We start from the raw sequence: 20,919 nt of genomic DNA, 5'->3' as shown, positions 1-20,919 counted from the left end.
AGATGGCGCGACGCACGGAAAACGGGTCGGAGGCGATCGCAAGGGATGCCGGCGATCTGCCCGCGGTCGAGATCGCGGACAGTCCGCTGACCTCCGATCGGGTCGAACGGCTGAGTTCGGCGGCCCGTCATCGGATCGCGGCCTTCGTGCACACCACCCTCGCCGATCTGGACGAGCTACCCGAACCCTGGGTCCCACCCATCGAGGTGACCCTGCGGTTGACCGACCGCGAGCACTAGGCACCGATTGCCGAACTGCACGCTCGCACCGAAGCGGACACGGTCCGAGCGTGCTGATCTCGATCGCGGCGTCAGCGGAACAGGGCGGTGAGATCGACGGTGGCTGCCATCGCCGCAGCGCCCGCGTCGTTGAGATGCATGCCGTCGCCGCTGTCGAACTCGGGGCGGATGTAGTCGCGACGCTGCGGGTCGGCCACGGCGCGATCGACGTCGAAGATCGAGTCGAAGACGTCGGTGGTGCGCAGCCAGTCATTGACGGCGTGACGAGTCGGCTGGGTTTCCAGCAGGGGCATGCCGGGGTAGACGCAGCCGGCGTAGGGGCCGATGGTGGCGGCGTGGATGCGCAGTCCGGCGGCGTGGGCGCGCTCGGCCAGGTCGGTGAAACCGGCGATCAATTCCTCGGTGGTCGCGGAGGGCTGGCCGCCCATCGCACCGAGGATGAGGTCGTTGATCCCGAAATTGATCAGGATGTCGGTGACGCCGGGTACCTGCAACGCGTCGGAGTCGAACCGACGCGAGCCGGATTCGCCGATCTGCTCGGCCGTGAGGCGGTTGCCGGAGATCCCGTTGTTGACCACCCAGCCCTGAGTGAGACGGGCGTTGAGAGCATCGACCGAGCGGCGATTGGCGCTCTGCGTCGTACCGAAGCCCTCGAACCAGGAGTCGCCGAACGCGACGGCGATCGGTGGCGGGTCGGTGACCAGGACGTCGATCCCGGTGATGAAGAAGCGGAACGGAACCTCCTGCGCACCACTGAGTTCCACGTCCGCGGTGTGGTCGCCGGTGACGATGTAGGCGATCTCGCCGGGCTGGTGGGAGAAGGTGGCAAGGCCGGTCGGTGCCGGGACGTACAGACTGAGCAACAGGTCTTCGCCCGCGGCGACCGGCAAGGCGACCGGATCGCTCACGAGCTCGGCCCCCGCGTCGATGGTGACCTGTGCGGCGCCGCCGAACGTGATCTCGCGATCGGCGATGATCGCCGACCCGGTCTTACGCGCTGCGATGCGCGCGGCGCCGATCCGCAGCGGCGCGAGACCGTAGCGGTTGGTCAGCCGCACGCGTACCGCGTCGCCGCCACCCGCCATGCGTACGACGTGGCGCACAGTTTCGTCGGCGAACTCCCGTGACTCGGCGAGCTTGATCTGTCCCTTCGGGTCGATGACACCGGTCCGGAACCCGGCGACCCACATGTTGTGCTGCATGATTTCTCCGATATTTGCTGTGCGGAATAATGCCTACGCATAGGTTTACGGGAAGGTATTCCTCGTGTCAACTATCCGCATAGCAAGTATCGGCTAAGCTGGTCTCATGTCCGTCCACGAGCTGTTCGACGACCCCCGCTTCACCATCTCCGGCTTGCTCTTCGAGGCGCACAGCGGTCTGATCGCCAAGCTCGAGCCGACCTGGAAAGCACACGGCCTTTCCGGTCTGGACCTCAATGCCCTGCTGAGACTGAGTCGCTCCCCGAATCGCCGCCTGCGGATGTCGGATCTCGCCACCCAAACCGAGCTCTCGACCAGCGGCGTCACCCGTGTTGTCGACCGCCTGGCCGCCGCGGGACTGATAGAACGCCAGCTCGACCCGACCGACCGCCGCAGTGCCTACGCGGCCTTGACCGACGCCGGCATCCGCCGCCTCGAACAGGTCCTTCCCGACTACCTGGCCGCCCTCGAGCAATGGCTCACCGGCCTGCTGACCCCCACTCAACTCGACGGCTTGATCACCGGCCTGCGCGTGATCCGCGATGCCACGAACCCGGCGGCTATCGCTGTGTCCGACCAGTCGTGAGGCTGTCTCTTTGTCCGAATGGCGAGCCGGGTAGCTGATCGGCCCCCAGCTGTCAGGGTGCAGGTGTGGTTTCGAGGTCGAATCGGAACCCCGAGCGCAGGGCCGCCGTGGCGGACATCCCGAACATGCGGTGGAAGGTTTCGCTGAAATGGGAGGGTGTGGCGAACCCCGCGTCCGTCGCCGATCGGGTCAGATCGTGGCCGGCGGCGACGTCGCGCATCGCGTGCAGGACGCGGGCCCACTGCTGGTATCGGCGGAAAGTGGTCCCGTACTGCTGGACGAACAATCGCAGGAAGTGCGAGGTGGACAGGCCGAGATTCGCGGCGATCGGTTCGGCCCGGAACGCCCGATCCGGGTGTTGTCGGATCGCGGCCGCGACGCGCTCGATGCGCGGATCGATCTCGGCAGGGGGACCGGCGCCGGCCAGCGCCACGATCCGACCCGGGTCCGTGTCCGGTAGACGGCACTGCTCGACCAGTTCGCGCTCGCGAAGGTGGTCGAATCCGTAGGGGCCCTCGGTGGTCGCCATCTGTCCTTCGATGGCCGAGGCATGCGACCACAGGAGCAGGATCGGTTTATCGAGGGTGTTCACCCGGTGCACCGCGCGAGCCGGGGCGTACGCGCTACGAGTGAGGATCTCACCGTGGGTGGCGGTCTCGAGGACGAACGGCCCGTCGAGCCCGACGCTGAGTACCGCGACAGAGGTGGAATGCAGGTCGACGCCGAGTTCGGGCCCGATATACCCGGCATGACCCGGCCGGATCCAGACCACCGGTGACCGCGCCGGACCACGCGGTTTCGCAGGCGCACTGTCGGTCACACCTGCCAGCGTATCGGTGCGCCGCCCGTAACCGCGCCGGCTGATGTCGACCAGCATCGATGGCCGGACAGGAGCTGGTGAAAAGCAGGCGGGTCGGCTTCAGGGGAGTGAATGGTACCGGTTATACGGTGCCGACCCGCCTGCAATCCATTCGTCACCGGCAGGAGCACGGATGGGGTTCGTGAGCTGGATAGCCAAGTCCCGCAGCGCAACTCGTAGCAACGAGCACCGCAGGCCCGGCGGGCACCGGGTCTGCGGTGGGGGTTCAGGGCAGGGGGACCCAGGTGCCGAAGAACCAGAAACCGTGCTGCGGCGCGTCGTTTCGGTGATGCTCCGGCTGTTGCTGCGGCCGGTGCTCCTGACTCTGCTCGGGCCGCTGCTGGTCGTGCCCACCCGGATCCGCGCTCGCCACGCTCGCTGTCGCGCCGAGCACCCCGAGTGCCAGCGTGCTCGCCACCGCGGTCTTGGCCAGTGTCGATTTCATCCTCATGCGCGTTCCTCCTGATCTTCGATCTCACCGCCGAGATCGTCGGCCGGCCGAAGTGCTCGGCCGATAGCTGAATCTTCGCGGCGCAACCGTCGAGCCCGGTGGGACCCGGCTGGGAGTCGGCTGTGGATCGGATCCGGAGACCGCGCTCGAGCACAGGCCCCGGCGCCGACCCCTCGCTGAGGTCGACGTTGCTACAGTTCACCAGCCGTGGTGTTCGGGAAACCGGTGTAGAACCGGTGCGGCCCTCGCCACTGTGATCGGGAGTTGTGAATCGATTCGGACGACGTCTGTCATCCGGAGCCACTGGGGTCCTGCCCTGGGAAGGTGGATTCACCGCGCACTATCCCGTCAGCCAGGAGACCGGCCACGGCTACGCAGTACCCCATTCCACGAGGACCTGGAAGGCCGACTCTTGACCCGCTCTGTTTTCGCGCGCCTACGTTCCGGCGCGTTGCTCGCCTGCACGATTGTTGTCACCGGTTGTGGTGTGCAACCCCTCTCCGACGCGGGCGGCGCAGCTGCCGTCACCCGCGTGAACTGTGGGATCGACGTCGCCGTCGACGGCCCACCGCAGCGGATCTACGCGGCGTATCAGCCCTCGATCGAGATCGCGCACGCGCTCGGTGTCACCGATCGGCTGGTGGGGACAGCATTCCTGGACTCCGCCGTGCTCGCGGAATATGCCGGCGCGCAGGCGCGCTCGCCATACGTCGAGAAGCTGCCCAGTCGCGACGAACTGCTCGCCCAGCGACCCGACTTCGTCATGTCGGGTTTCAACGGGGTGTTCGCCTCCTCGGCGCAGAACAGCGTCGGTACCAGGGCAAGCCTGCACGAATTGGGTGTGCGCACCTGGGTGCTGAGTCCGCTGTGCCCGAGCGCCGACGGGCTCGCCGATGAGGCGATCGACCCCGATACCGTGCGCTTCGACAACGTGTACGCCGACCTGCGCGACCTCGGTGCCCTGTGGGGCACCTCCGAGCGCGCCGAAGAAGTTGTCACGCAGCTGAGTTCACGAATCGACGCGATCCGGGCCAAGGTCGGCAACGCCGGGAAGCCGCGGGTCGCGGTCGTCACCCCCAAAGACGACGGCTCCTACACCGTGGCAGGCGGCATCGACTTCATCACCCAGATCATCGAGGCCGCCGGTGGCGTGAATGCCTTCGCCGATCTCACCACGAAACGCAACGTGCCCGTCGGCGCGGAAGAGCTCATCGCCCGTGACCCCGACATCATCCTGACCAGTCTGTGCTGCAAGGCGACCTACACGCGCGCCGACGGTCAGCCCCAGGTCGACAAGATCGTCGCAAACCCGGCGTTCGCGAATCTGGCGGCCGTGCGGAATGCGACTGTGCACCCGTTCCTGTTCGCCGACCGGGCGGCAGGGGTGCGGATCGCGCACTCGACCGAACTGGTCGCCGCCCTGATTCATCCCGAGCTGTTCCGGCGGTGACGCGCACCGCTCGCGGCGCCGGTCCGATGGTGGCCGGTGCCGCGCTGGTGGCTGTCTGCGTCGCGTCCATCCTGATCGGCTCGCACCCGCTCACCCTCGACCAGGCCGTGGTCGCGTTCACCGATTTCCAGGGGACCGACACCGACCGGGTCGTGCGCTACATCAGGCTGCCCAGAACTGTCGCGGGACTCCTCGCCGGTGTCGCGTTGGCGCTGGCGGGCGCGGTGATGCAGGGGCTCACCCGCAACCCGCTTGCCGGGCCCAGCCTGCTCGGCGTCAACGCTGGTGCGTCCCTGGCGATCGTGATCGCGATGGGTGCGTTCGGCCTCACGGCGACGGGCGGATTCATCTGGTTCGGCTTCCTCGGTGCCGCGGTCGCCGCGGCGTTCGTCTACACGCTGGGATCGTTGGGATTCGGTGGCGCGACACCGGTGAAGCTGGCGCTCGCGGGCGCTGCTTGCACCGCGCTGTGTGGGTCGATCACCACGGCGATCACCCTGCTGGACCGCACCCTGTTCGACAACTTCCGTTTCTGGGTGGTCGGCTCGCTGGCTCGTGCCGACATCGAATCCGTGTGGCAGACAGCACCGTTCATCGCTGTCGGGTTGTTGCTCGCGGTAGTGGTGGCCCGGCCGTTGAACGCCGTCGCCATCGGTGACGAGATGGCGCGCACGCTCGGCACGCGGCTGGTCGCGACGCGCGCGACCGGTGCGTTGAGCGTGGTGCTGCTCGCGGGCTCGGCGGTGGCCATCGCCGGACCGATCGCCTTCATCGGTCTGGTGATCCCGCACATCGCCCGATTCTTCGCCGGACACGACTACCGGTGGATCCTGCTCTGGTGTGCACTGCTGGGCCCGACGCTGCTGTTGGTGGCCGACATCCTCGGCCGGATGCTGGCGCGGCCACAGGAAATCCAGGTCGGCATCATCACCGCCTTCGCGGGCTCGCCGTTCTTTCTCTATCTCGTGCGCAATCGAAAGGTGGCCACACTGTGACGGGCACCGAGCGCGGCGTTCTGCCCAGCGGGACGTTGCTGCTGCGAACACCCGACCGGCGCATCGTCTTTCGCGTCGGGAAACGCTCCACGGTCGTCACCGTGCTGGTGACGGCGACCGCGCTGGCGGTGGCGGCGTGGTCACTCACGATCGGCTACTACCCGCTCACGGTCGCTGACGTGGTGCGGGTCCTCGGTGGCGGTGGCACGCTCATCGAGTACGACGTGGTGGTGGCCGATCGGTTGCCGCGCGTGCTCACCGGGCTGTGTGTCGGCGCGGCCTTCGCGATCTCGGGGGCGATCCTGCAACGAATCGCGACCAACCCGCTGGTGAGTCCCGAGATCATCGGGATCAACGCGGGCGCCTCCCTGGGCGCGTTGGTGGTGAGTGTGTTGCTCGGTGGCGCCGGGCTGGGGCTGGTCGGCGGCGCGATGATCGGTGCCGGGGTGGCCATGGCGCTGATCGTGGCCGTGGCCACCAAGGACGGGCTCGACGGCTATCGACTCGTGCTCGTCGGTATCGGTGTCACAGCGATGCTGTCCTCGGCTATCGCGTTCATCTTGACCATCGCCGACAACTACCAGGCGCACACGGCCGCCATGTGGCTCACCGGCAGCTTGGCCAACCGTGAGTGGACCCACGTCGGGTTCGCCGCGGCGGCGCTGGTGGTGGTCGTGCCGCCGCTGATCGTTCTCGCTCGCTCGTTGCCGCTGCTGGAAATGGGCGACGAACTGGCGAATTCGCTGGCCGGGCGGCGCGGCCCACACCGCATCACGCTGATCGTCGTCGCGGCCGCCGCCGCGACCCTGGCGACGGCTGCGGCCGGGCCGATCAGTTTCGTCGCCCTGGTGGCGCCGCAGATCGCGCGACGGCTGCTGGCCGAACTCGGTGCGGGGCTCGCGCCCGCGGCTGCCACCGGGGCATTGCTGGTGGTCGCCGCCGACCTGGCCGCCCGGCGGCTGTTCCCGGCGGAACTACCTGTCGGGGTGGTGACCGCCATCCTCGGCGCTCCCGTTCTCGTCTACCTCCTCGCCCGTGCAACCCGGATCGGACACGCTGGATGACCGCACACCTGACCACCGAGGGACTCACCCTCGGCTACGGCGACACCTCGATCGTCACCGACGCCACCGTCGACTTCCCGACCGGTGCGATCACTGTCATCGTCGGCCGCAACGGTTGCGGCAAATCGACCCTGCTGCGGGGACTGGCCCGGCTGATCGCGCCCACGGCGGGCGCGGTCCTGCTCGACGGCGCCGATATCGCACCGCAGCCCGCGCGCACGGTCGCCCGTCGGCTCGGTATGTTGCCGCAACAGCCCGTCGCCCCCGACAGCATCACCGTGGGCGAACTCGTCGGCCGTGGCCGTCATCCGCACCAACGCTGGTTTCGTCAGTGGTCGGCGCAGGACGGCGAGGCCGTGCGAAAAGCGCTGGTGGCCACCGACACTCTCGAGCTGATCGACCGATCGGTGGATCAACTCTCGGGCGGGCAGAAGCAACGGGTGTGGATCGCGCTCGCGCTGGCGCAGGACCCCGAGGTGATGCTGCTCGACGAACCGACGACCTTTCTCGACCTGGCACACCAACTCGACGTGCTCGACGTCCTGCGAAATCTGTTGCCGCGCACGATCATCGTCGTCCTGCACGACCTCAACCTCGCCGCCCGCTACGCCGACCATCTCGTCGCCGTGCAGGACGGCCGGGTGGTCGCTCAGGGTCCACCCGCCGAGATCGTGCGCCCCGAGCTGGTATCGGAAGTCTTCGGTATCGACTGCACGGTGATCGAGGACCCGATGACGGGCACACCGCTGGTGATTCCGGCCCCGCGAACGGTGCGTACCGCATGACGCGCCGGTATGTCCTCATCGCCCGGCCGACTCCGTCGGGCGTCGACCTGCCGTCCGTCGAAGCTCTGGCGAAGGCCTGCGGGGTCGGCTACGCGCTACTCGACCAGGAGGAGCCGACCATCCACACCGTCCTGGATACCGCCGCCCGCGACCGATCGCCGGTCACACTGATCCCGCTGGCCGTGCCACGCGACCGCTACCTCGAGACCTGGATCGCGCGAGCGGTAGCGAACTGGAAGGAAACGCGCGGGAGCGAACTCGACGTGCGCATCACCGACGGCATCGACACCGCCGCGGGATTCGCCGATGTGGTGCGTTCCAGGATGTCCGAGGACGGTGCACCGGTGACGGCGAGCCCGCGGGCCTTCCGCAGTCCGGCCTGGTCCGAAATCCCCGACCACACCTCCCACATCCTGGTGTGCCGAGGCCCCCGTTGCACCGTGTACGGCGCGGGCGAGCTGCACCGGACTCTGCGCCGCGACCACCCCGGTGCCCTGATCACACCGACCGGATGCCTCAACCCGTGCAATCTGGGCCCGCTCTACATCACCTACCGGGACGGCGAATGGCATACCGACGGCATCCGCGGGGGTGACTCCGTCGGCGCTGCGCACGATAGCCTGACGGAATGATCGAGGACGAACCGACCACGATCCACCCGGACCGGGCCGCGCGGCGGTCGGCCTTGGCATGCTGATCGAGAAGCAGCGCTGGGCCGGGATCCGCAGCGGGGCGGTGACGGTGCTGTTTCGCCGGTGGCGTCACCGGCAGGCCACCGAGGGCAAGGTCTACCGCACCGGCGCGGGGCGGATCGCCGTCGACCAGCTGTCGACGGTCACCGCCGATCAGATCAGCATCGAGGACGCGCGCGCCGCCGGATACGACGCACCCGCCGAGGTGATCGCCGATCTCCGTGGCGCGCCGGAGGACCCGATCTATCTGCTCCGGATCCGCTGTCTCACCGACGAAGATCCGCGCGACGCGCTGGCCGCCGACGACCGGATCGACGATGCCGCGGCCTTGGCCGCCCGCCTCGCCCGCATGGACCGGACCGATGCCGAGGGCCCGTGGACCCACGACACGCTCCGAATCATCCAGCGGCGCCCAGCCACCCGGGCTCCCGACCTGGCCGAGGAACTCGGGCGTGACCCGCACCGCTTCAAACTCAACGTACGCAAGCTGAAAAACCTCGGCCTGACCATCAGCCTGGGCACCGGCTACCGGATCTCACCCCGCGGCGCGGCCTTGCTGGCAGCCCTGGATTCGGCGCAGACCGGCGAGTGAACGCGGCGAGTGAACCTCGGCGCCGCCTTGCCTATCAGGCGGGCGGCGCCCGCGGTCGACGCGGAGGTCGGGGCCCGAAATACCAGGCATGACCCGGCCGGTTCCAGACCACCGGCTACCGTGCCGGACCACACGATTTCGAAAGCGCCCCATCGGTCACACCTGCCACGGTAACGGTGCGCCGCTTCGAACCACAGCGGCCGACCACGAGAGGACAGAAATCGTGAAGATCCCACTGACAATGCTGGTAGGCGTCGCCGTCCTGACCGTCAGCGCATGCGCGATGCGGCCGACGGCCGGCGAAACAGACACTGCGCAACCAGGTTCCGGACTCGATCCGGCTGCGCTGCAATCCGCGCTGGATGCGGTCCGCGACGCGGGAATGACCGGTGTGTACATGGAGGTACGTGACGGCGACCGGGTGTGGAGTGGCACGGCGGGGGTCGCCGACGTCGCCTCCGGCGAACCCATCGGCCCGGACATGGTCCACCGAGTAGGCAGCATCACCAAGACGTTCATCGCGGCCGCGATCATGCAGCAGGTCGAGCAGGGGCGGATCGGGCTCGACACACCGATCGGAGATTACCTGCCGCACTTGGTCCCTGGTGAGCGCGGCGCGCAGATCACGGTCCGGATGCTGCTCAACAACACCAGCGGTCTGGCCGAGCACCTGCCGTACTCATTTCCTTCCCTCGCAGCCTTTTTCGGCGGGACGCAGCTGTCATCGGAGAGCTTGGACAAGCATCGGTTCACCCAGTTCGACCCGGTCGAGTTGATCGGAATGGGTGTCAGCGCGCCGCCCGCCACCCGGGCGCCCGGAGCGACCCCCGGCGTGTACTCCAACACCAACTACTTCCTGCTGGGCGAACTGCTGGAGCAGGTGACCGGAACTGCATTCGAGACCTATGTCGCCGAGAAGGTGATCGGACGCGCCGGGCTCGAGCACACCGCGTTTCCGGACGGGCCGACCCTGTCGGTTCCGCACCCGCGAATGTACGAGCGGCTGTTCGGAATGATCGATCCGCCGCGCGACTACAGCGTCTACAACATGTCGTGGGCGATGCCCGGCGCCGGACTCGTCTCGACCATGGCGGACCTGAATCGCTTCTACCGCATGCTGTTCGGTGGGCACATCGTCAGCCGCGAGTCGTTGGCGCAGATGCAGCGTACGGTGCCCGTCATCGCACTGGACGGTACGCGGATCGAGTACGGTCTCGGCCTGCACCGGGTGCGGACTCCCGGCGGCGAAACATTCTGGGGCCACGACGGCAGTGTCTTCGGTGCCCAAGCGCTATCTCTGACCAGCGCCGACGGCACCCGCCAGATGTCGGTCGCGACAAACCTCGTGCGGTGGAACGAGATCGGCTCCGACGGAAAGCCGAAGCCACACCCCATCGACGACGCCCTCGCCACCCTCTACCACACCGCGATGGGCGGCGAGTGATCCTTCGGCGGTGCTATGTGCCCCCGGCAGTCGTCGGCCCGGATCAAGTGCCCCGACTCGGTGCCGAAGTCTCGCACCGCAACTCGCGCGTCACCGAGCGTCGAGTGCAACGTTCCGGGCCCGGCGAACGATGCGATGCTCATGCAGGGGATGACGCAGGTCGATGAGCAGCAGCAAACAGCCGGGTTCGGTGCGTTCACCGTGGTGGATGTCGAGACCTCCGGGCTACGGCCGCACCAGCACCGGGTGCTGTCCGTCGCGGCGGTCACGCTGGACGGCACCGGCCGGGTGACGCGAGAGTTCCACAGCCTGATCGACCCGGGTTGCGATCCGGGTCCCGTGCACATCCACGGGCTCACTGCCGCGGTGCTGCAGGGCTCGCCCGAGTTCGGTCAGGTGCGCGACCAACTGACGGCCATGCTGGACGGCCGGGTGATGGTGGCGCACAACGCGCTGTTCGACTACGGGTTCCTGCTGCAGGAGTTCGCCCGGGCCGGGGGAGCTCTGCCGGTGCAGCGCCGACTGTGCACGTTGGCACTGGCCCGCCGCATCGCGCTGCCGACACCCGACTACCGGTTGGGCACGCTGGCGACGTATTACGGTGTGCCGCAGCAGAAGGCGCACGATGCGCTCGACGACACCCGTGTTCTCGCGAATGTTCTTCGAGCGTTGGTCGCCGACGCGGCCCATCTCGGTATCGCACCCCCTTTGCTCGACTGCACACCTGATTCGGCCAGGCCGACGCAGTCCAGGTGGCCGGTCGAACGTCGCGGCCCGAAGCAGCCGTGTGACTTCGCCTATCCCGGGAAGCTGGCGGTGGCCGGCCGCCTGCGCCAGGGGATGAAGGTAGCGCTGACCGGGGAGACCCGGATCGAACGCGAAGAGCTCGTCGCCCGTGCCGAGGCTGCGGGGCTCGACGTCACGAGCACGGTGAGCAACCGAACCAGTGTGCTGGTCACCAACAATGCCCATGCGGAAACGGGCAAGGCGCGCAAGGCGTTCGAGTTCGGAACGCCGGTGATCGATGAGGCTCGGTTCGCCGCGCTGCTCGAGTCGGTAGAACCGGGGCACCGGAAAGGGACGGCGGTACCCGATGTTGCGGCGCCACGTCGGTCGACGGCACCCGCACGGGCGATATCGGGTCCGCTGGCCGGTCGGCGGATTCTGGTGCTGGGCGGAACCCACGGCGAGGCTGCGGTGGCGCGCTCGCGGATCGTCGAGCTCGGTGGTTCGGCCGCGGTCAATCTTTCCGCGACAGTGACAGATCTGCTCCTTCTCGCAGGTGGGGAATCCGACCGGCGCGCGCGAAAGGCCGATGAACTCGCACTGGCGGTCCACGGGCCAGACCTGCTCGAGCAGGGTGCGATCGCGCCCGCGGCTATCCCTGCGGCATCGACCGCACCTGGTCGTGCTGAAATCCGGCCCGCGGAGCCGACGGTGCTGTCGCGAGGTCAGGTGATCGACGTGCCGATCGCCGAGGGCGGCAATACGTGGACTCTGCGGGCAACGTGGAGCCAGCTCAGTGCGCCGACCGTGGATCTCGTCGCGTTCCTGCTCGGCAGCGATGAGCGAGTCGAGGACTCCGACGACTTCCTGTTCTACAACCAGCCAGAATCGCAGGGCGCCAAGCTTTCCGAGGATGGGCCGAACGAGCAGTCGATCACCCTGGTCCTCGATGACCTGCCCGAGCACTGCACTCGCATCGTCCTCGCCGCTTCGCTCGACGGCGCCGGTCTCACCTTCGGCGACGTCGGCGCCATCGAGCTGGATTTCGCCGCAGGCACGGAATCGAGCACCGCGATACGTGCCACGCTCGATGCCGCAACCGTGGAACGCACCCTGCTGCTCGCCGAGCTGTATCTGCGCGGTGACGATTGGCGGCTGCGCGCGGTCGGCCAGGGCTACGAGACCGATCTCGCCGAACTGGCCAGGCGGTACGGGGTCGACGTCGACGAATGAAGTCGCACGAGGTGGCGGCCGGTCGATGCCGGCCTCGCTGACAAGCACGACATCGCATCGCTCGCCGGCATCCGGTCGGAGATGCCGGCGAGCGTCGATAGCCTGACCGTTCGAGATCAGCTGCCGAAGCTTTCGGCGACCATGTTCTCGGTGAGGCCGTAGTCGGCGAGGGAGTAGTGGTGGGTGGCTTTGCGGTCGCCCGTGCGGCTTTCGTGATCGAGTGCGGTGATGGCTGTTCTGGCCTCGGGCGTGAGGGTGGTGCCGGTGCGGGTGTAGATCCGGTCGACGACGCCGAGGGGATCGGCGCGCAGGTCGTCGAAGTCGACGTCGATGAAGGTGGCCTCGGGGTGGCGGGTGCGGGCGGCGGTGAATTCCGCGAGGCCGCGGGCCCAGAGGTCGAGTTGCGTGCGGCCGATCGTGTCGCCGGTGAAGACCGTGGACCAGCCTCGGGTGGCGTGTTCGTTGAGGCTGCAGACCGAGGGGATGATGGTCGCGGGGTCGCGGTGGGTTTGGATGACGATGGCGTCGGGGTAGGTCGCCAGGAGGGCATCGAGGCAGAACAGATGACTGGGATTCTTGAGGACCCAGCGGCGGGTGTCGTTCATGCCGATCAGCTGCAGGTTGCGGCGGTGCCGTGCGTAGGCGGGGGTCCAGTCCTGACCGGCGAGCCATTGCGAGTAGCCCGGCACGTAGGCGAGGCATTCGTAGGAATGCGACATGCCCGACTGGCGCAGTAGCTGCCAGCATTCCTCCACGTCGGAAGCGCTCATGTAGTGCAGGCCCATGAACTCGGGGTTCTGCACCTGATGCTGTCGCAAGCCCGCGTCGATCTGCTGGTAGGCGGGATTGTCGCCCCAGGTCTCGCGCGGTGGTCGCGGCTGCGGGAAGTCGGTCAGCCACATCTCCAGCCCCTGGTTGGCCGGATCGGCGGCCAGCAGCCGGTGCAGCGCGGTGGTGCCGGTGCGGGGGAGGCCGGTGACGAAAATCGGCCGGGTGACCGGTGTTTCGACATAGCCGGGATTCGCCGCCCACGCCGCTTCGCTCAGCGCGCGGGCGACCAGCGTGCCGCGCAGGAAGAAGCGCGACATCTTGGAGCCGAGCTCGGTAAGTCCGGCCTCGTCGCGATACGAGTCGAGCAGAACCTGCAACGCCTCGGTGTAGTCGTCGGCCCCGAAATTGGTGAGACCGGTGAGTTTGGTGGCTGAGGCGTGCAGGTCGGCCACGGTGCCGACATCGGTGCGCACAGTCATCTTCTACAAGCTCCTAGTTGTGGTATTCGCCGCAGTTGACGTCGAGGGTCTGTCCGGTGATCGCCGACGACCAGTCGGAGGCGAGAAACACCACGGCACGGGCGATCTCGTCGGGCTCGGGCAATCGCTTCAGATCGGATTTCGACGCGGTCTGCTCGTAGACCTGCTCGACGGTGATGCCGTACTTCTCGGCGACCTGACCGAAGTACCACTTCAGCTGATCGGTCCAGATGTAGCCGGGCAGCACGCTGTTGACCCGCACGCCCTTGCCGCCGAGTTCGGTGGCCAGGGTCTGCGACATGGCCAGCAGCGCGGCCTTGGTGAGTTTGTAGCTGCCGTAGCGGGGCTCGGAGTGACGTACCACCATCGAATTGATCATCACCACAGCGCCTTTGGCCTCGGCGAGAGCGGGCGCGAACGCCTGCGTCATCCGCAGACCGCCGAGCACCGTCATATCCAGGCTCGACCGGATGTGGTCGAAATCGGTGCGGTCCAGAGGTTTCATCGACGGCACCGAGAACGCGTTGTTCACGAGTGCGTCGACCCGGCCGAAGGTGTCGACCGTGCGCGCCACGAGATTCCGCACCGCGGCCTCGTCGGTGATGTCGGTGGGCACGCTCAGCGTGGCGCCCCCCGCGGCCTCGATTTCGGCGGCCACCTCGAGCAGGCGGGACTCGGTGCGCGCCGCGAGCACGACCGTCGCCCCTGCCGCGGCCGCCTCCAGACAGATCGACCGGCCCAGACCCGGTCCGACCCCGGAAACGACGACGACCTTGCCGTCCAACAGTGCCCCGCTCATCCGAGCATCCTTTCGGCGAAAGCCCGCTGCCGGGCCGAGATCCGGTCGCGCCAGCCGGCGGCGTCGATCCGGTTGTGTTCGAAATACGGAAGGTGTTGTGCGACTGCGTCGATCGGTACGACCTCGACCGTCGGCCCATCGGCCTCGGTCATCGGCCGATCGGTGCGCTGCCACCGGAACTGCAGAATGCCGCGCGTGCGGCCGGTGGTCTCGATCCAGTTCGCGATGCCCGGGTCCTGCTTGCTCACCACCATCCGGATCAGACCATCCGAATCCACCTGGGCCTGGGCATGATTGAGGCTGGTCTGGTGGTTGACGTAGTCCAGGGAGATGTACCAGAGACTGCCCAGCTGGAAACCCTGATACGGCGCGTCGGATTTCGGGACGGTGATCACCAGTGCCTGATCGTCGGCGAGATCGAAATGGCCCACCGAGGAGTACTGGGTGCTCAGTCCACCGGGTGTCAGCCGGGGCGCGGTGAGGGTGTTCACCGGCAGGTCGAGGTAGAACCACTTCGGGAAGTTGAACCAGGTGTGCACGCGGGTGAGCAGCATCTTCGCCGCCGCGCCGTACCGTTTGCGCAGACGGGCCAGATCCGGTTCGACCGGTGCGGTGCCGATGGTGTCGACCCGCTCGATCCGGATCGAGCCCTTGCGCTCGGTCCAGTCGCTGTAGACCTCGCGCACGGCCAGCATGGACGCGCCTTCCCCGAGTGGGAAGTAGTCCGGCCCGGCATCGGCCTTCGGCGGTCCGAAGCGCAGCGAGAAGCTGCCGTCGGTGGCGATCGGAATGCGCCGGTCGTCGAAGGCGTCGGCGCCACCGGGCACGTCGGTCGCGGTGTAGTCACCTTTGAGTACCTGGAAACTCAGATCGACGGTGCTGCCGCGCACCCCGCTCACCAGGTACTCGGCGGTCGGCTCGATGGTGGCGTGGTAGTAGAGGGTGTCCGGGTTGTCCAGGCCCATTTTGGCGTACGGGCCGGTCGAGGACACGAAGTAGGGATGCGAGGTGCCGTGGGCGCCCGAAAGGCGCAGGCAGGCGGCGACGCTGGCGGCGAGATAGTCGTAGCCCTCGGCGAGGTCCTGATCGCTGCGGACGAAGTCCGCTCCGGCGATGAGCGTTTCGGCCTGGGCCACCGCGGCCAGGAACGGCGCGGTGAGCGGTTCCGGTGGCGCGCTGCTACCGGATTCGGTGGCGGTACTGGAGTGGGTCAACGGTCTGCGATTCCTAGCTCTCGGAGGATGTGGGCGGCGATCTCGGCAGGGGAGCCGAGCTCGGGAGTGATGACCAGGTCAGCATGGTCGGGTCGTTCGTACGGGGAGCCGATTCCGGTGAAGCCGGGCAGTTCTCCCGCACGGGCCTTCGCGTAGAGGCCCTTGGAGTCGCGGCGCTCGCACTCCGCGAGCGGGGTGTCGACGAAGACTTCGTGGAACGGCAGTTCGCGGTCGGCGTGGACGGTCCGCGCGGCGGTGCGCTGCGCGGCGAACGGGCTGATCACCGACACGATCGCCACCGCACCCGAATCGGCGAACAGCGCGGCCACTTCGGCGACCCGGCGGACGTTCTCGTCCCGGTCGGCGGGGGAGAAGCCGAGACCGGCGTTGAGACCGTGTCGCAGATTGTCACCGTCGAGCAGGTAGGCGGGACGGCCTGCCGCGACCAGCAGTCGCTCGAGCTCGACCGCCAGGGTGGACTTGCCCGACCCGGACAGGCCGGTCAACCACACCGTCGCGCCCGCATGCCCGCGCTCGGCGCGACTGACCGCCGATCGATGCCAGACCACGGCCGGGGCCGCGCGTTCGCTGCCGACGTTCGCGGCATCGATCCCGGATTCCCGGCCGGTCACCATTCCCGCGGCGACCGTTTGATCGGTCACCGGATCGATCAGGATGAAGCTGCCCGTGCGCCGATTCTCCCGATAAGGGTCCGACAGCAGCGGGCGACGGCTGCGCAACCGGATGCGCGCGATGTCGTTGAGCGACAACGTGGTGACGTCCTCTACCCGGTGCAGCGTGTTCACATCGAGGCGGTAGTCGATGGCCGTGACCTCGGCGGACGAGGTCTGCGCCGCGGTGCGCACCAAGTACTGGGCACCCTCGCGCAACTGAGCACTCTCGGAGAACCAGCACACCATCGCGTCCAGGTCGGTGCCGATGTGTGGACGGTTACCCCGCCGGGCGAGCAGATCCCCGCGCCCGACATCGATGTCGTCGTCCAGAGTCAGCGAGACCGCCATGCCGGTGAACGCCTCGTCGACCTTCGTGCCGCCCGGGCCCCAGATCTCCTTGACGTGGGAGGACCGCCCGCCGGGCAGCACTACCACTTCGTCGCCGGGCTTGAAGATGCCGCCCGCGATGGTGCCCGCGTAACTGCGGTGGTCGAGTCCTTCCTGCGCCCGGATGACGTACTGGATCGGCAGCCGGGCATCGATGAGGTTGCGGTCCGAGGCGATGTGCACGTCCTCGAGGTGGCGCAGCAACGGCGGTCCCGGATACCAGTCCATGTGCTCCGAGCCGTCGACCACGTTGTCGCCGAGCAGCGCCGACACCGGCACGAAGCTCAGATCGCCCACCGTCAACTTGGCGGCGAACGCGGCGAACTCGGTGCGGATCTCCTCGAATCGCTCCTGCGACCAGTCGACCAGGTCCATCTTGTTCACGCACACCACCAGGTGCGGCACGCCGAGCAGCGTCGCGAGGAACGCGTGCCTGCGGGTCTGTTCGGAAACGCCGGTGCGGGCGTCGACCAGGATCAGCGCGAGGTCCGCGGTGGAGGCGCCGGTCACCATGTTGCGGGTGTACTGCACGTGCCCGGGGGTATCGGCGATGACGAACTTGCGGCGTGGTGTCGTCACGTAGCGGTAGGCGACGTCGATGGTGATGCCCTGCTCGCGTTCGGCGCGCAGTCCATCGGTGACCAGCGCCAGATCCGCCGCCGCCCCGCCGCGTTCGGTGCTGACTCGTTCGATGGCGGCGAGTTGATCGTCGAACAGGGACTTGGAGTCGTAGAGCAGCCGGCCGATGAGGGTGGACTTGCCGTCGTCGACGCTGCCCGCGGTCGCCAGTCGTAACAGATTGCGGCGCATCAGAAATAGCCCTCTCGCTTGCGGTCTTCCATGCCGGTCTCGGAGATCCGGTCGTCGGCACGGGTGGCCCCGCGTTCGGTGAGTCGGGTGGCGGCGGTCTCGGCGATCACCTTCGCCGCGGTGTCGGCGCTGCTCTCGACGCACCCGGTGCAGGTGGCGTCGCCGACCGTGCGGAATCGGACGGTCGCTTCGAACGTGCGCTCACCGGCCTTCGGCGTGATGAATCGGCCGGCCGACAACAGCATTCCGTCGCGTTCGATGACCTGACGCCGGTGCGCGTAGTACAGCGACGGCAGCTCGACGGCCTCGCGGTCGATGTACTCCCAGATATCGAGCTCGGTCCAGTTCGACAGCGGGAACACCCGGATGTGCTCGCCGGGCTGATGGCGGCCGTTGTAGAGGTTCCACACCTCGGGCCGCTGTGCTCGCGGGTCCCATTCGCCGAAGCTGTTGCGGAAGCTGAACACTCGCTCCTTGGCGCGCGCCTTCTCCTCGTCACGGCGTGCGCCGCCGAATGCCGCGTCGAATCGGTGCTCACCGATCGCGCGCAGCAAGGTAGTGGTCTGCAGGGGGTTGCGGGTGCCGCCGGGGCGTTCCACCGCGCGACCCGTGTCGATGTCGTCCTGGACCCGGGCGATCTCGAGGCGCGCACCGGTGCGTTCGGCGGTGCGGTCGCGGAACTCGATCACCTCGTCGAAGTTGTGGCCGGTGTCCACGTGCAGCAGCGGAAACGGCAGCGGCGCGGGCCAGAACGCGCGTCGCGCCAGGTGCAGCAGCACGGCGGAATCCTTGCCGCCGGAAAAGAGCAGGGCCGGTCGCGCGAGTGTGGCCGCGACCTCCCGGAAGATGTGCACCGACTCGGCCTCCAAGGCCGCCAGATGCGATAACTCGTACCCCGCCTGCACTGTTCACCCACTTCGTTCGTGCGGTTCGCCGGGGAACTTTCCCCGACGGGTTGCGATGTCGAATATTCGACGCTATTGTTCGGTATTGTGACACCGACGATAAGCCGGGCCGAGCGCGCCGGTCAAGAGGTGAACCCTGATTCGATGGGTGATGCCGAGATTCCGGGCGCCGCGTCGCCGCCGACACAGCGCGTGGTGAAAGTGCTCGAGCTGCTGTCACGACATGCCACCGACCGTTTGTCGCTGGCTCGGATCGTGCGCGAAGCGGGGCTGTCGCGCGCCACCGCGCATGCCGTACTCACCCAGCTCACCGCCGATGGCTGGACCGTGCGCGACGACGACGGCTGCTACGGCATCGGGCTGCGGCTGCTGACCGTCGCCCGGCGTGCCGAAGCGGCGTTTCCGCTGCGTCGCACCGCGGTGCCGCACCTGCGAGACCTGTCCGAGAAGGTGGGTGTGCCGGTGTTCCTCGCCGAGCGTGCCGGGGACAGCATCGTGGTCACCGAGGTCGTCGGGCATCCCTCGGCCGGCTGGATCCGTCCGGGCAGGCGCCTGCCGCTCGCGCCCCCCGTCTGCCGCGAATTCATCGCCTGGGCGCCCGAACCCGTCCAGCAGGCCTGGCTGGCCACCGCCGACCCGGCCCACCGCGACCGCCTCGCGCGCGTGCTCGCCGAGATCCACACCCGTGGCTACTCGGTCGAACGGCTGGTCGACGATTCGACACCGATGCTGGAAGTGCTGGCGGGCCTGCGTGATTCACCGATCACGGCCGCCCTGCGAGCCCAACTCGGTTCCGTCATCACCGAACTGATCACCATCGACTACCTGCCCGACGAACTCGGCCCCGAGAACGCCGTCGTCACGCTGTCCGCCCCGATCCGCGATCGCACCGGTGCGGTCGTCGCCGCGGTCGTGAGCTGCCCCGATAGTCGGCTGTCGGCCCTTGCCTTGAGCGAGCTCGGCGCGGCGACGGTGAACGCCGCCGACCGAATCACCTCCGGCGGCATCGGGGACTGACCCCGCGTTCGGTTTCCGGTGACACCCGGGCTACCCGCGAACGCACCATTTCGAGTTCTCGGCGACGATGGTTCGCCATTACTCTGAGAGGGGATCTGACCGAACGCGACCCGCTCGACGGTCGTGGAGGCAGATGGCGAGGAAGGACGGGCCGTGGCAAACGACAGTGATCGGTGGTGGGAGGCGCCCGGAATGTCAGGCCCCACCCCTGACCCCGCCGCACAACCCCCCGCCGACCCCACCATCCTGCGCTCGCCCGGCAACCCGGCCGAGCAGTCGGCCCCCCGACCGCAAGACAGCCGGCAATCCGCTGCCGACCCGCAGCCGGGAGCGAATCACCCTGGGAGCGGGCAGCATCCGATCGCGCCGCCCACCGTGTTCGGGCAGCAATTCGCACCACCGGGGACGGGTGAGCAGCCGTACGGGCCGCAACCCGGAACCGGGCAGCCTTGGCAGCAGTCCGGAGCGGGACAGCCGGGCAGCGGGCAGCACCCATTCGCGCCGCCGACAGTGGTCGGACAACCGTGGACCGGGCAGCAGGCCTACGGGCCGCAACCCGGGGCGGGCCACGATCCGTATGCGGCCCAGCCGGGGAGCGGTCAGCAGGCGTACGGGCCGCAACCCGGAGCGGGTAACAACCCGTATGCAGCGCAGTCCGGTGGCGGACAGTCTTACGCGTCTCAGCCCGGGATCGGTCAGCAGCCGTACGGGTCCCAATTCGGATCGGGTCAGTTCGCCCAGCAGCCGGCGTACGGCCAGCAGCCGTACGGCTATGCGCCACAGCAGTATTCGCCTCCACCGCGGCGCAGTGGCGGTTCGGGCGCGATCATCGCGGCGATCGCGGTGGTCGTCGTGCTGGTGATCGGGGTCGCCGTCGCCGTCGGGTTCGCTGCCAGCTCCTCGGACGAGTCCACCACCTCGGCGAGCACGTCCACCACCACGACGAAATCAGGACCACTGTCGGGCACCAGTACCGCACCGCTCGCGCCCGGCTCGAAGGGCGTGCTCATCGCCTCCTATCGCGTCGCCTACGACGTGCCCTCGGCGTGGACGGTCCACTCCGAAAGCGACACCATGTCGTTCTCCAACGCGACGGGCGCGATCGACGGTCGCGGCCAGGCGACCGAGGGAGCCGACTACTGCCCCGGCTCGGTGTATCGCGCGATGGCCGCGGTGACCTCGACCACCGAGACCGAGGTGGCGGCCGCCGCGAAGAGTGTCGCGAAAATAGCCGCGGCAGGGGGATATTCGGACCCGACCGGCGGAAAGATCAGCGCGCCGACGTCGTTGAAGACCCAGAGCGGAATCAGCGGCCAATTCGTCGAGACCTCGGGCCCGTGGACCCCGCAGATCCCGGGCTGCACCGCGAATGCCTACTCGGTCTACACCTTCGGCTTTCGCAACGCCGCCAATACAACCCTCGTCCTGACCATCCTCGTCGACCGCGGCACCACCGGCGAACTCACCGCCGATCAGGCCAAGAAGATGATCGACAGCCTGCGCCTGGTCTAAGCGGCGTCGGCGCCACCCGGTTCGCTGTTCGTA

At 68.1% G+C, this 20,919-nt stretch carries 20 protein-coding genes and 1 riboswitch; of the genes, 12 read left to right on the top strand and 8 right to left on the bottom strand.

Annotated elements, in window-relative coordinates; translation table 11 throughout:
* Nucleotides 1-2: 2 nt before the first annotated feature.
* Nucleotides 3-239, top strand: a complete 237-nt coding sequence (locus ACWF99_RS02595; protein WP_378629440.1) for a hypothetical protein — start codon at nucleotides 3-5, stop codon at nucleotides 237-239.
* 71 nt (nucleotides 240-310) lie between these two features.
* On the opposite strand, the gene ACWF99_RS02590 is transcribed toward ACWF99_RS02595, so the two are convergent.
* Nucleotides 311-1,441 carry a GDSL-type esterase/lipase family protein gene (locus tag ACWF99_RS02590; protein WP_452534207.1) on the bottom strand — a complete coding sequence of 377 codons (1,131 nt, stop codon included), beginning with the start codon at nucleotides 1,439-1,441 and terminating at the stop codon, nucleotides 311-313.
* Nucleotides 1,442-1,547: 106 nt separating this feature from the next.
* Here ACWF99_RS02590 and ACWF99_RS02585 point away from each other — a divergent pair, with 106 nt between their 5' ends.
* The gene (locus ACWF99_RS02585; protein ID WP_452534205.1) at nucleotides 1,548-2,027 is read left to right on the top strand and encodes a MarR family winged helix-turn-helix transcriptional regulator; all 480 of its coding nucleotides are present in this window, start codon (nucleotides 1,548-1,550) and stop codon (nucleotides 2,025-2,027) included.
* 52 nt (nucleotides 2,028-2,079) lie between these two features.
* Here ACWF99_RS02585 and ACWF99_RS02580 read toward each other — a convergent pair whose 3' ends face one another.
* Both ACWF99_RS02580 and ACWF99_RS02575 read right to left on the bottom strand, forming a co-directional pair.
* Nucleotides 2,080-2,847, bottom strand: coding sequence for a helix-turn-helix domain-containing protein (locus tag ACWF99_RS02580; RefSeq protein ID WP_452534203.1), 768 nt, complete (start codon nucleotides 2,845-2,847; stop codon nucleotides 2,080-2,082).
* 265 nt (nucleotides 2,848-3,112) lie between these two features.
* Complete coding sequence (locus ACWF99_RS02575) at nucleotides 3,113-3,337, bottom strand: hypothetical protein (RefSeq protein WP_378629430.1); 225 nt, start codon at nucleotides 3,335-3,337, stop codon at nucleotides 3,113-3,115.
* A gap of 191 nt (nucleotides 3,338-3,528) precedes the next feature.
* Nucleotides 3,529-3,720, top strand: a riboswitch (cobalamin riboswitch).
* Between the two features lie 29 nt (nucleotides 3,721-3,749).
* Between ACWF99_RS02575 and ACWF99_RS02570 the strand changes: the two genes are divergently transcribed.
* The 8 genes from ACWF99_RS02570 (at nucleotide 3,750) to ACWF99_RS02535 (ending at nucleotide 12,318) form a co-directional block, all read left to right on the top strand.
* Complete coding sequence (locus ACWF99_RS02570) at nucleotides 3,750-4,787, top strand: ABC transporter substrate-binding protein (protein WP_452534201.1); 1,038 nt, start codon at nucleotides 3,750-3,752, stop codon at nucleotides 4,785-4,787.
* On the top strand, nucleotides 4,784-5,782 hold the full coding sequence (locus ACWF99_RS02565; protein ID WP_452534199.1) for a FecCD family ABC transporter permease: 999 nt from the start codon (nucleotides 4,784-4,786) through the stop codon (nucleotides 5,780-5,782). The genes ACWF99_RS02570 and ACWF99_RS02565 overlap by 4 nt, the downstream gene beginning before the upstream one ends.
* Entirely contained in the window at nucleotides 5,779-6,846 is a 1,068-nt protein-coding gene (locus tag ACWF99_RS02560; protein WP_452534197.1) for a FecCD family ABC transporter permease, read from the top strand. The genes ACWF99_RS02565 and ACWF99_RS02560 overlap by 4 nt, the downstream gene beginning before the upstream one ends.
* Nucleotides 6,843-7,631 carry an ABC transporter ATP-binding protein gene (locus ACWF99_RS02555; protein WP_452534195.1) on the top strand — a complete coding sequence of 263 codons (789 nt, stop codon included), beginning with the start codon at nucleotides 6,843-6,845 and terminating at the stop codon, nucleotides 7,629-7,631. Before ACWF99_RS02560 ends, ACWF99_RS02555 begins: the two co-directional genes overlap by 4 nt.
* Nucleotides 7,628-8,263 (top strand): (2Fe-2S) ferredoxin domain-containing protein, encoded by a 636-nt coding sequence (locus ACWF99_RS02550; protein WP_452534194.1) that lies wholly within the window; start codon nucleotides 7,628-7,630, stop codon nucleotides 8,261-8,263. Before ACWF99_RS02555 ends, ACWF99_RS02550 begins: the two co-directional genes overlap by 4 nt.
* A gap of 58 nt (nucleotides 8,264-8,321) precedes the next feature.
* Nucleotides 8,322-8,915 carry a hypothetical protein gene (locus tag ACWF99_RS02545; RefSeq protein WP_378629419.1) on the top strand — a complete coding sequence of 198 codons (594 nt, stop codon included), beginning with the start codon at nucleotides 8,322-8,324 and terminating at the stop codon, nucleotides 8,913-8,915.
* A gap of 223 nt (nucleotides 8,916-9,138) precedes the next feature.
* Entirely contained in the window at nucleotides 9,139-10,359 is a 1,221-nt protein-coding gene (locus ACWF99_RS02540; protein ID WP_452534193.1) for a serine hydrolase domain-containing protein, read from the top strand.
* 150 nt (nucleotides 10,360-10,509) lie between these two features.
* A complete protein-coding gene (locus ACWF99_RS02535; protein ID WP_452534191.1) occupies nucleotides 10,510-12,318 on the top strand; it encodes an exonuclease domain-containing protein in 1,809 nt (602 codons plus the stop codon).
* 116 nt (nucleotides 12,319-12,434) lie between these two features.
* Here ACWF99_RS02535 and ACWF99_RS02530 read toward each other — a convergent pair whose 3' ends face one another.
* The 5 genes from ACWF99_RS02530 to cysD are packed head-to-tail and all read right to left on the bottom strand — an operon-like array spanning nucleotide 12,435 to nucleotide 18,357.
* Nucleotides 12,435-13,568, bottom strand: a complete 1,134-nt coding sequence (locus tag ACWF99_RS02530; RefSeq protein WP_452534189.1) for a sulfotransferase family protein — start codon at nucleotides 13,566-13,568, stop codon at nucleotides 12,435-12,437.
* A 13-nt stretch (nucleotides 13,569-13,581) separates the two neighbouring features.
* Nucleotides 13,582-14,367 (bottom strand): SDR family oxidoreductase, encoded by a 786-nt coding sequence (locus ACWF99_RS02525; RefSeq protein ID WP_378629410.1) that lies wholly within the window; start codon nucleotides 14,365-14,367, stop codon nucleotides 13,582-13,584.
* The gene (locus tag ACWF99_RS02520; RefSeq protein ID WP_452534187.1) at nucleotides 14,364-15,581 is read right to left on the bottom strand and encodes a hypothetical protein; all 1,218 of its coding nucleotides are present in this window, start codon (nucleotides 15,579-15,581) and stop codon (nucleotides 14,364-14,366) included. The genes ACWF99_RS02525 and ACWF99_RS02520 overlap by 4 nt, the downstream gene beginning before the upstream one ends.
* Nucleotides 15,578-17,452 carry an adenylyl-sulfate kinase gene (gene cysC / locus ACWF99_RS02515; RefSeq protein WP_452534185.1) on the bottom strand — a complete coding sequence of 625 codons (1,875 nt, stop codon included), beginning with the start codon at nucleotides 17,450-17,452 and terminating at the stop codon, nucleotides 15,578-15,580. Before cysC ends, ACWF99_RS02520 begins: the two co-directional genes overlap by 4 nt.
* The gene (cysD, locus tag ACWF99_RS02510; protein ID WP_378629403.1) at nucleotides 17,452-18,357 is read right to left on the bottom strand and encodes a sulfate adenylyltransferase subunit CysD; all 906 of its coding nucleotides are present in this window, start codon (nucleotides 18,355-18,357) and stop codon (nucleotides 17,452-17,454) included. The genes cysC and cysD overlap by 1 nt, the downstream gene beginning before the upstream one ends.
* 87 nt (nucleotides 18,358-18,444) lie before the next feature.
* On the opposite strand from cysD, the gene ACWF99_RS02505 reads away from it, so the two are divergent.
* On the top strand, nucleotides 18,445-19,374 hold the full coding sequence (locus ACWF99_RS02505; RefSeq protein ID WP_452534183.1) for an IclR family transcriptional regulator: 930 nt from the start codon (nucleotides 18,445-18,447) through the stop codon (nucleotides 19,372-19,374).
* A gap of 153 nt (nucleotides 19,375-19,527) precedes the next feature.
* Nucleotides 19,528-20,886 (top strand): hypothetical protein, encoded by a 1,359-nt coding sequence (locus ACWF99_RS02500; protein ID WP_452534182.1) that lies wholly within the window; start codon nucleotides 19,528-19,530, stop codon nucleotides 20,884-20,886.
* Nucleotides 20,887-20,919 lie beyond the last annotated feature (33 nt).

Source organism: Nocardia sp. NPDC055002 (genome assembly GCF_053608825.1).
The sequence above is the reverse complement of the archived record's forward strand: the minus strand, read 5'-3'. Positions and strand labels throughout refer to the sequence as shown.

What these genes read in the sequence shown, in the direction of transcription:
- ACWF99_RS02585 (WP_452534205.1), top strand. Translation starts at nt 1,548, where the DNA reads ATGTCCGTCCACGAGCTGTTCGACGACCCCCGCTTCACCATCTCCGGC.
- ACWF99_RS02595 (WP_378629440.1), top strand. Translation starts at nt 3, where the DNA reads ATGGCGCGACGCACGGAAAACGGGTCGGAGGCGATCGCAAGGGATGCC.
- ACWF99_RS02550 (WP_452534194.1), top strand. Translation starts at nt 7,628, where the DNA reads ATGACGCGCCGGTATGTCCTCATCGCCCGGCCGACTCCGTCGGGCGTC.
- ACWF99_RS02530 (WP_452534189.1), bottom strand. Translation starts at nt 13,568, where the DNA reads ATGACTGTGCGCACCGATGTCGGCACCGTGGCCGACCTGCACGCCTCA.
- ACWF99_RS02525 (WP_378629410.1), bottom strand. Translation starts at nt 14,367, where the DNA reads ATGAGCGGGGCACTGTTGGACGGCAAGGTCGTCGTCGTTTCCGGGGTC.
- ACWF99_RS02575 (WP_378629430.1), bottom strand. Translation starts at nt 3,337, where the DNA reads ATGAGGATGAAATCGACACTGGCCAAGACCGCGGTGGCGAGCACGCTG.
- cysC (WP_452534185.1), bottom strand. Translation starts at nt 17,452, where the DNA reads ATGCGCCGCAATCTGTTACGACTGGCGACCGCGGGCAGCGTCGACGAC.
- ACWF99_RS02590 (WP_452534207.1), bottom strand. Translation starts at nt 1,441, where the DNA reads ATGCAGCACAACATGTGGGTCGCCGGGTTCCGGACCGGTGTCATCGAC.
- ACWF99_RS02555 (WP_452534195.1), top strand. Translation starts at nt 6,843, where the DNA reads ATGACCGCACACCTGACCACCGAGGGACTCACCCTCGGCTACGGCGAC.
- ACWF99_RS02545 (WP_378629419.1), top strand. Translation starts at nt 8,322, where the DNA reads ATGCTGATCGAGAAGCAGCGCTGGGCCGGGATCCGCAGCGGGGCGGTG.
- ACWF99_RS02535 (WP_452534191.1), top strand. Translation starts at nt 10,510, where the DNA reads ATGACGCAGGTCGATGAGCAGCAGCAAACAGCCGGGTTCGGTGCGTTC.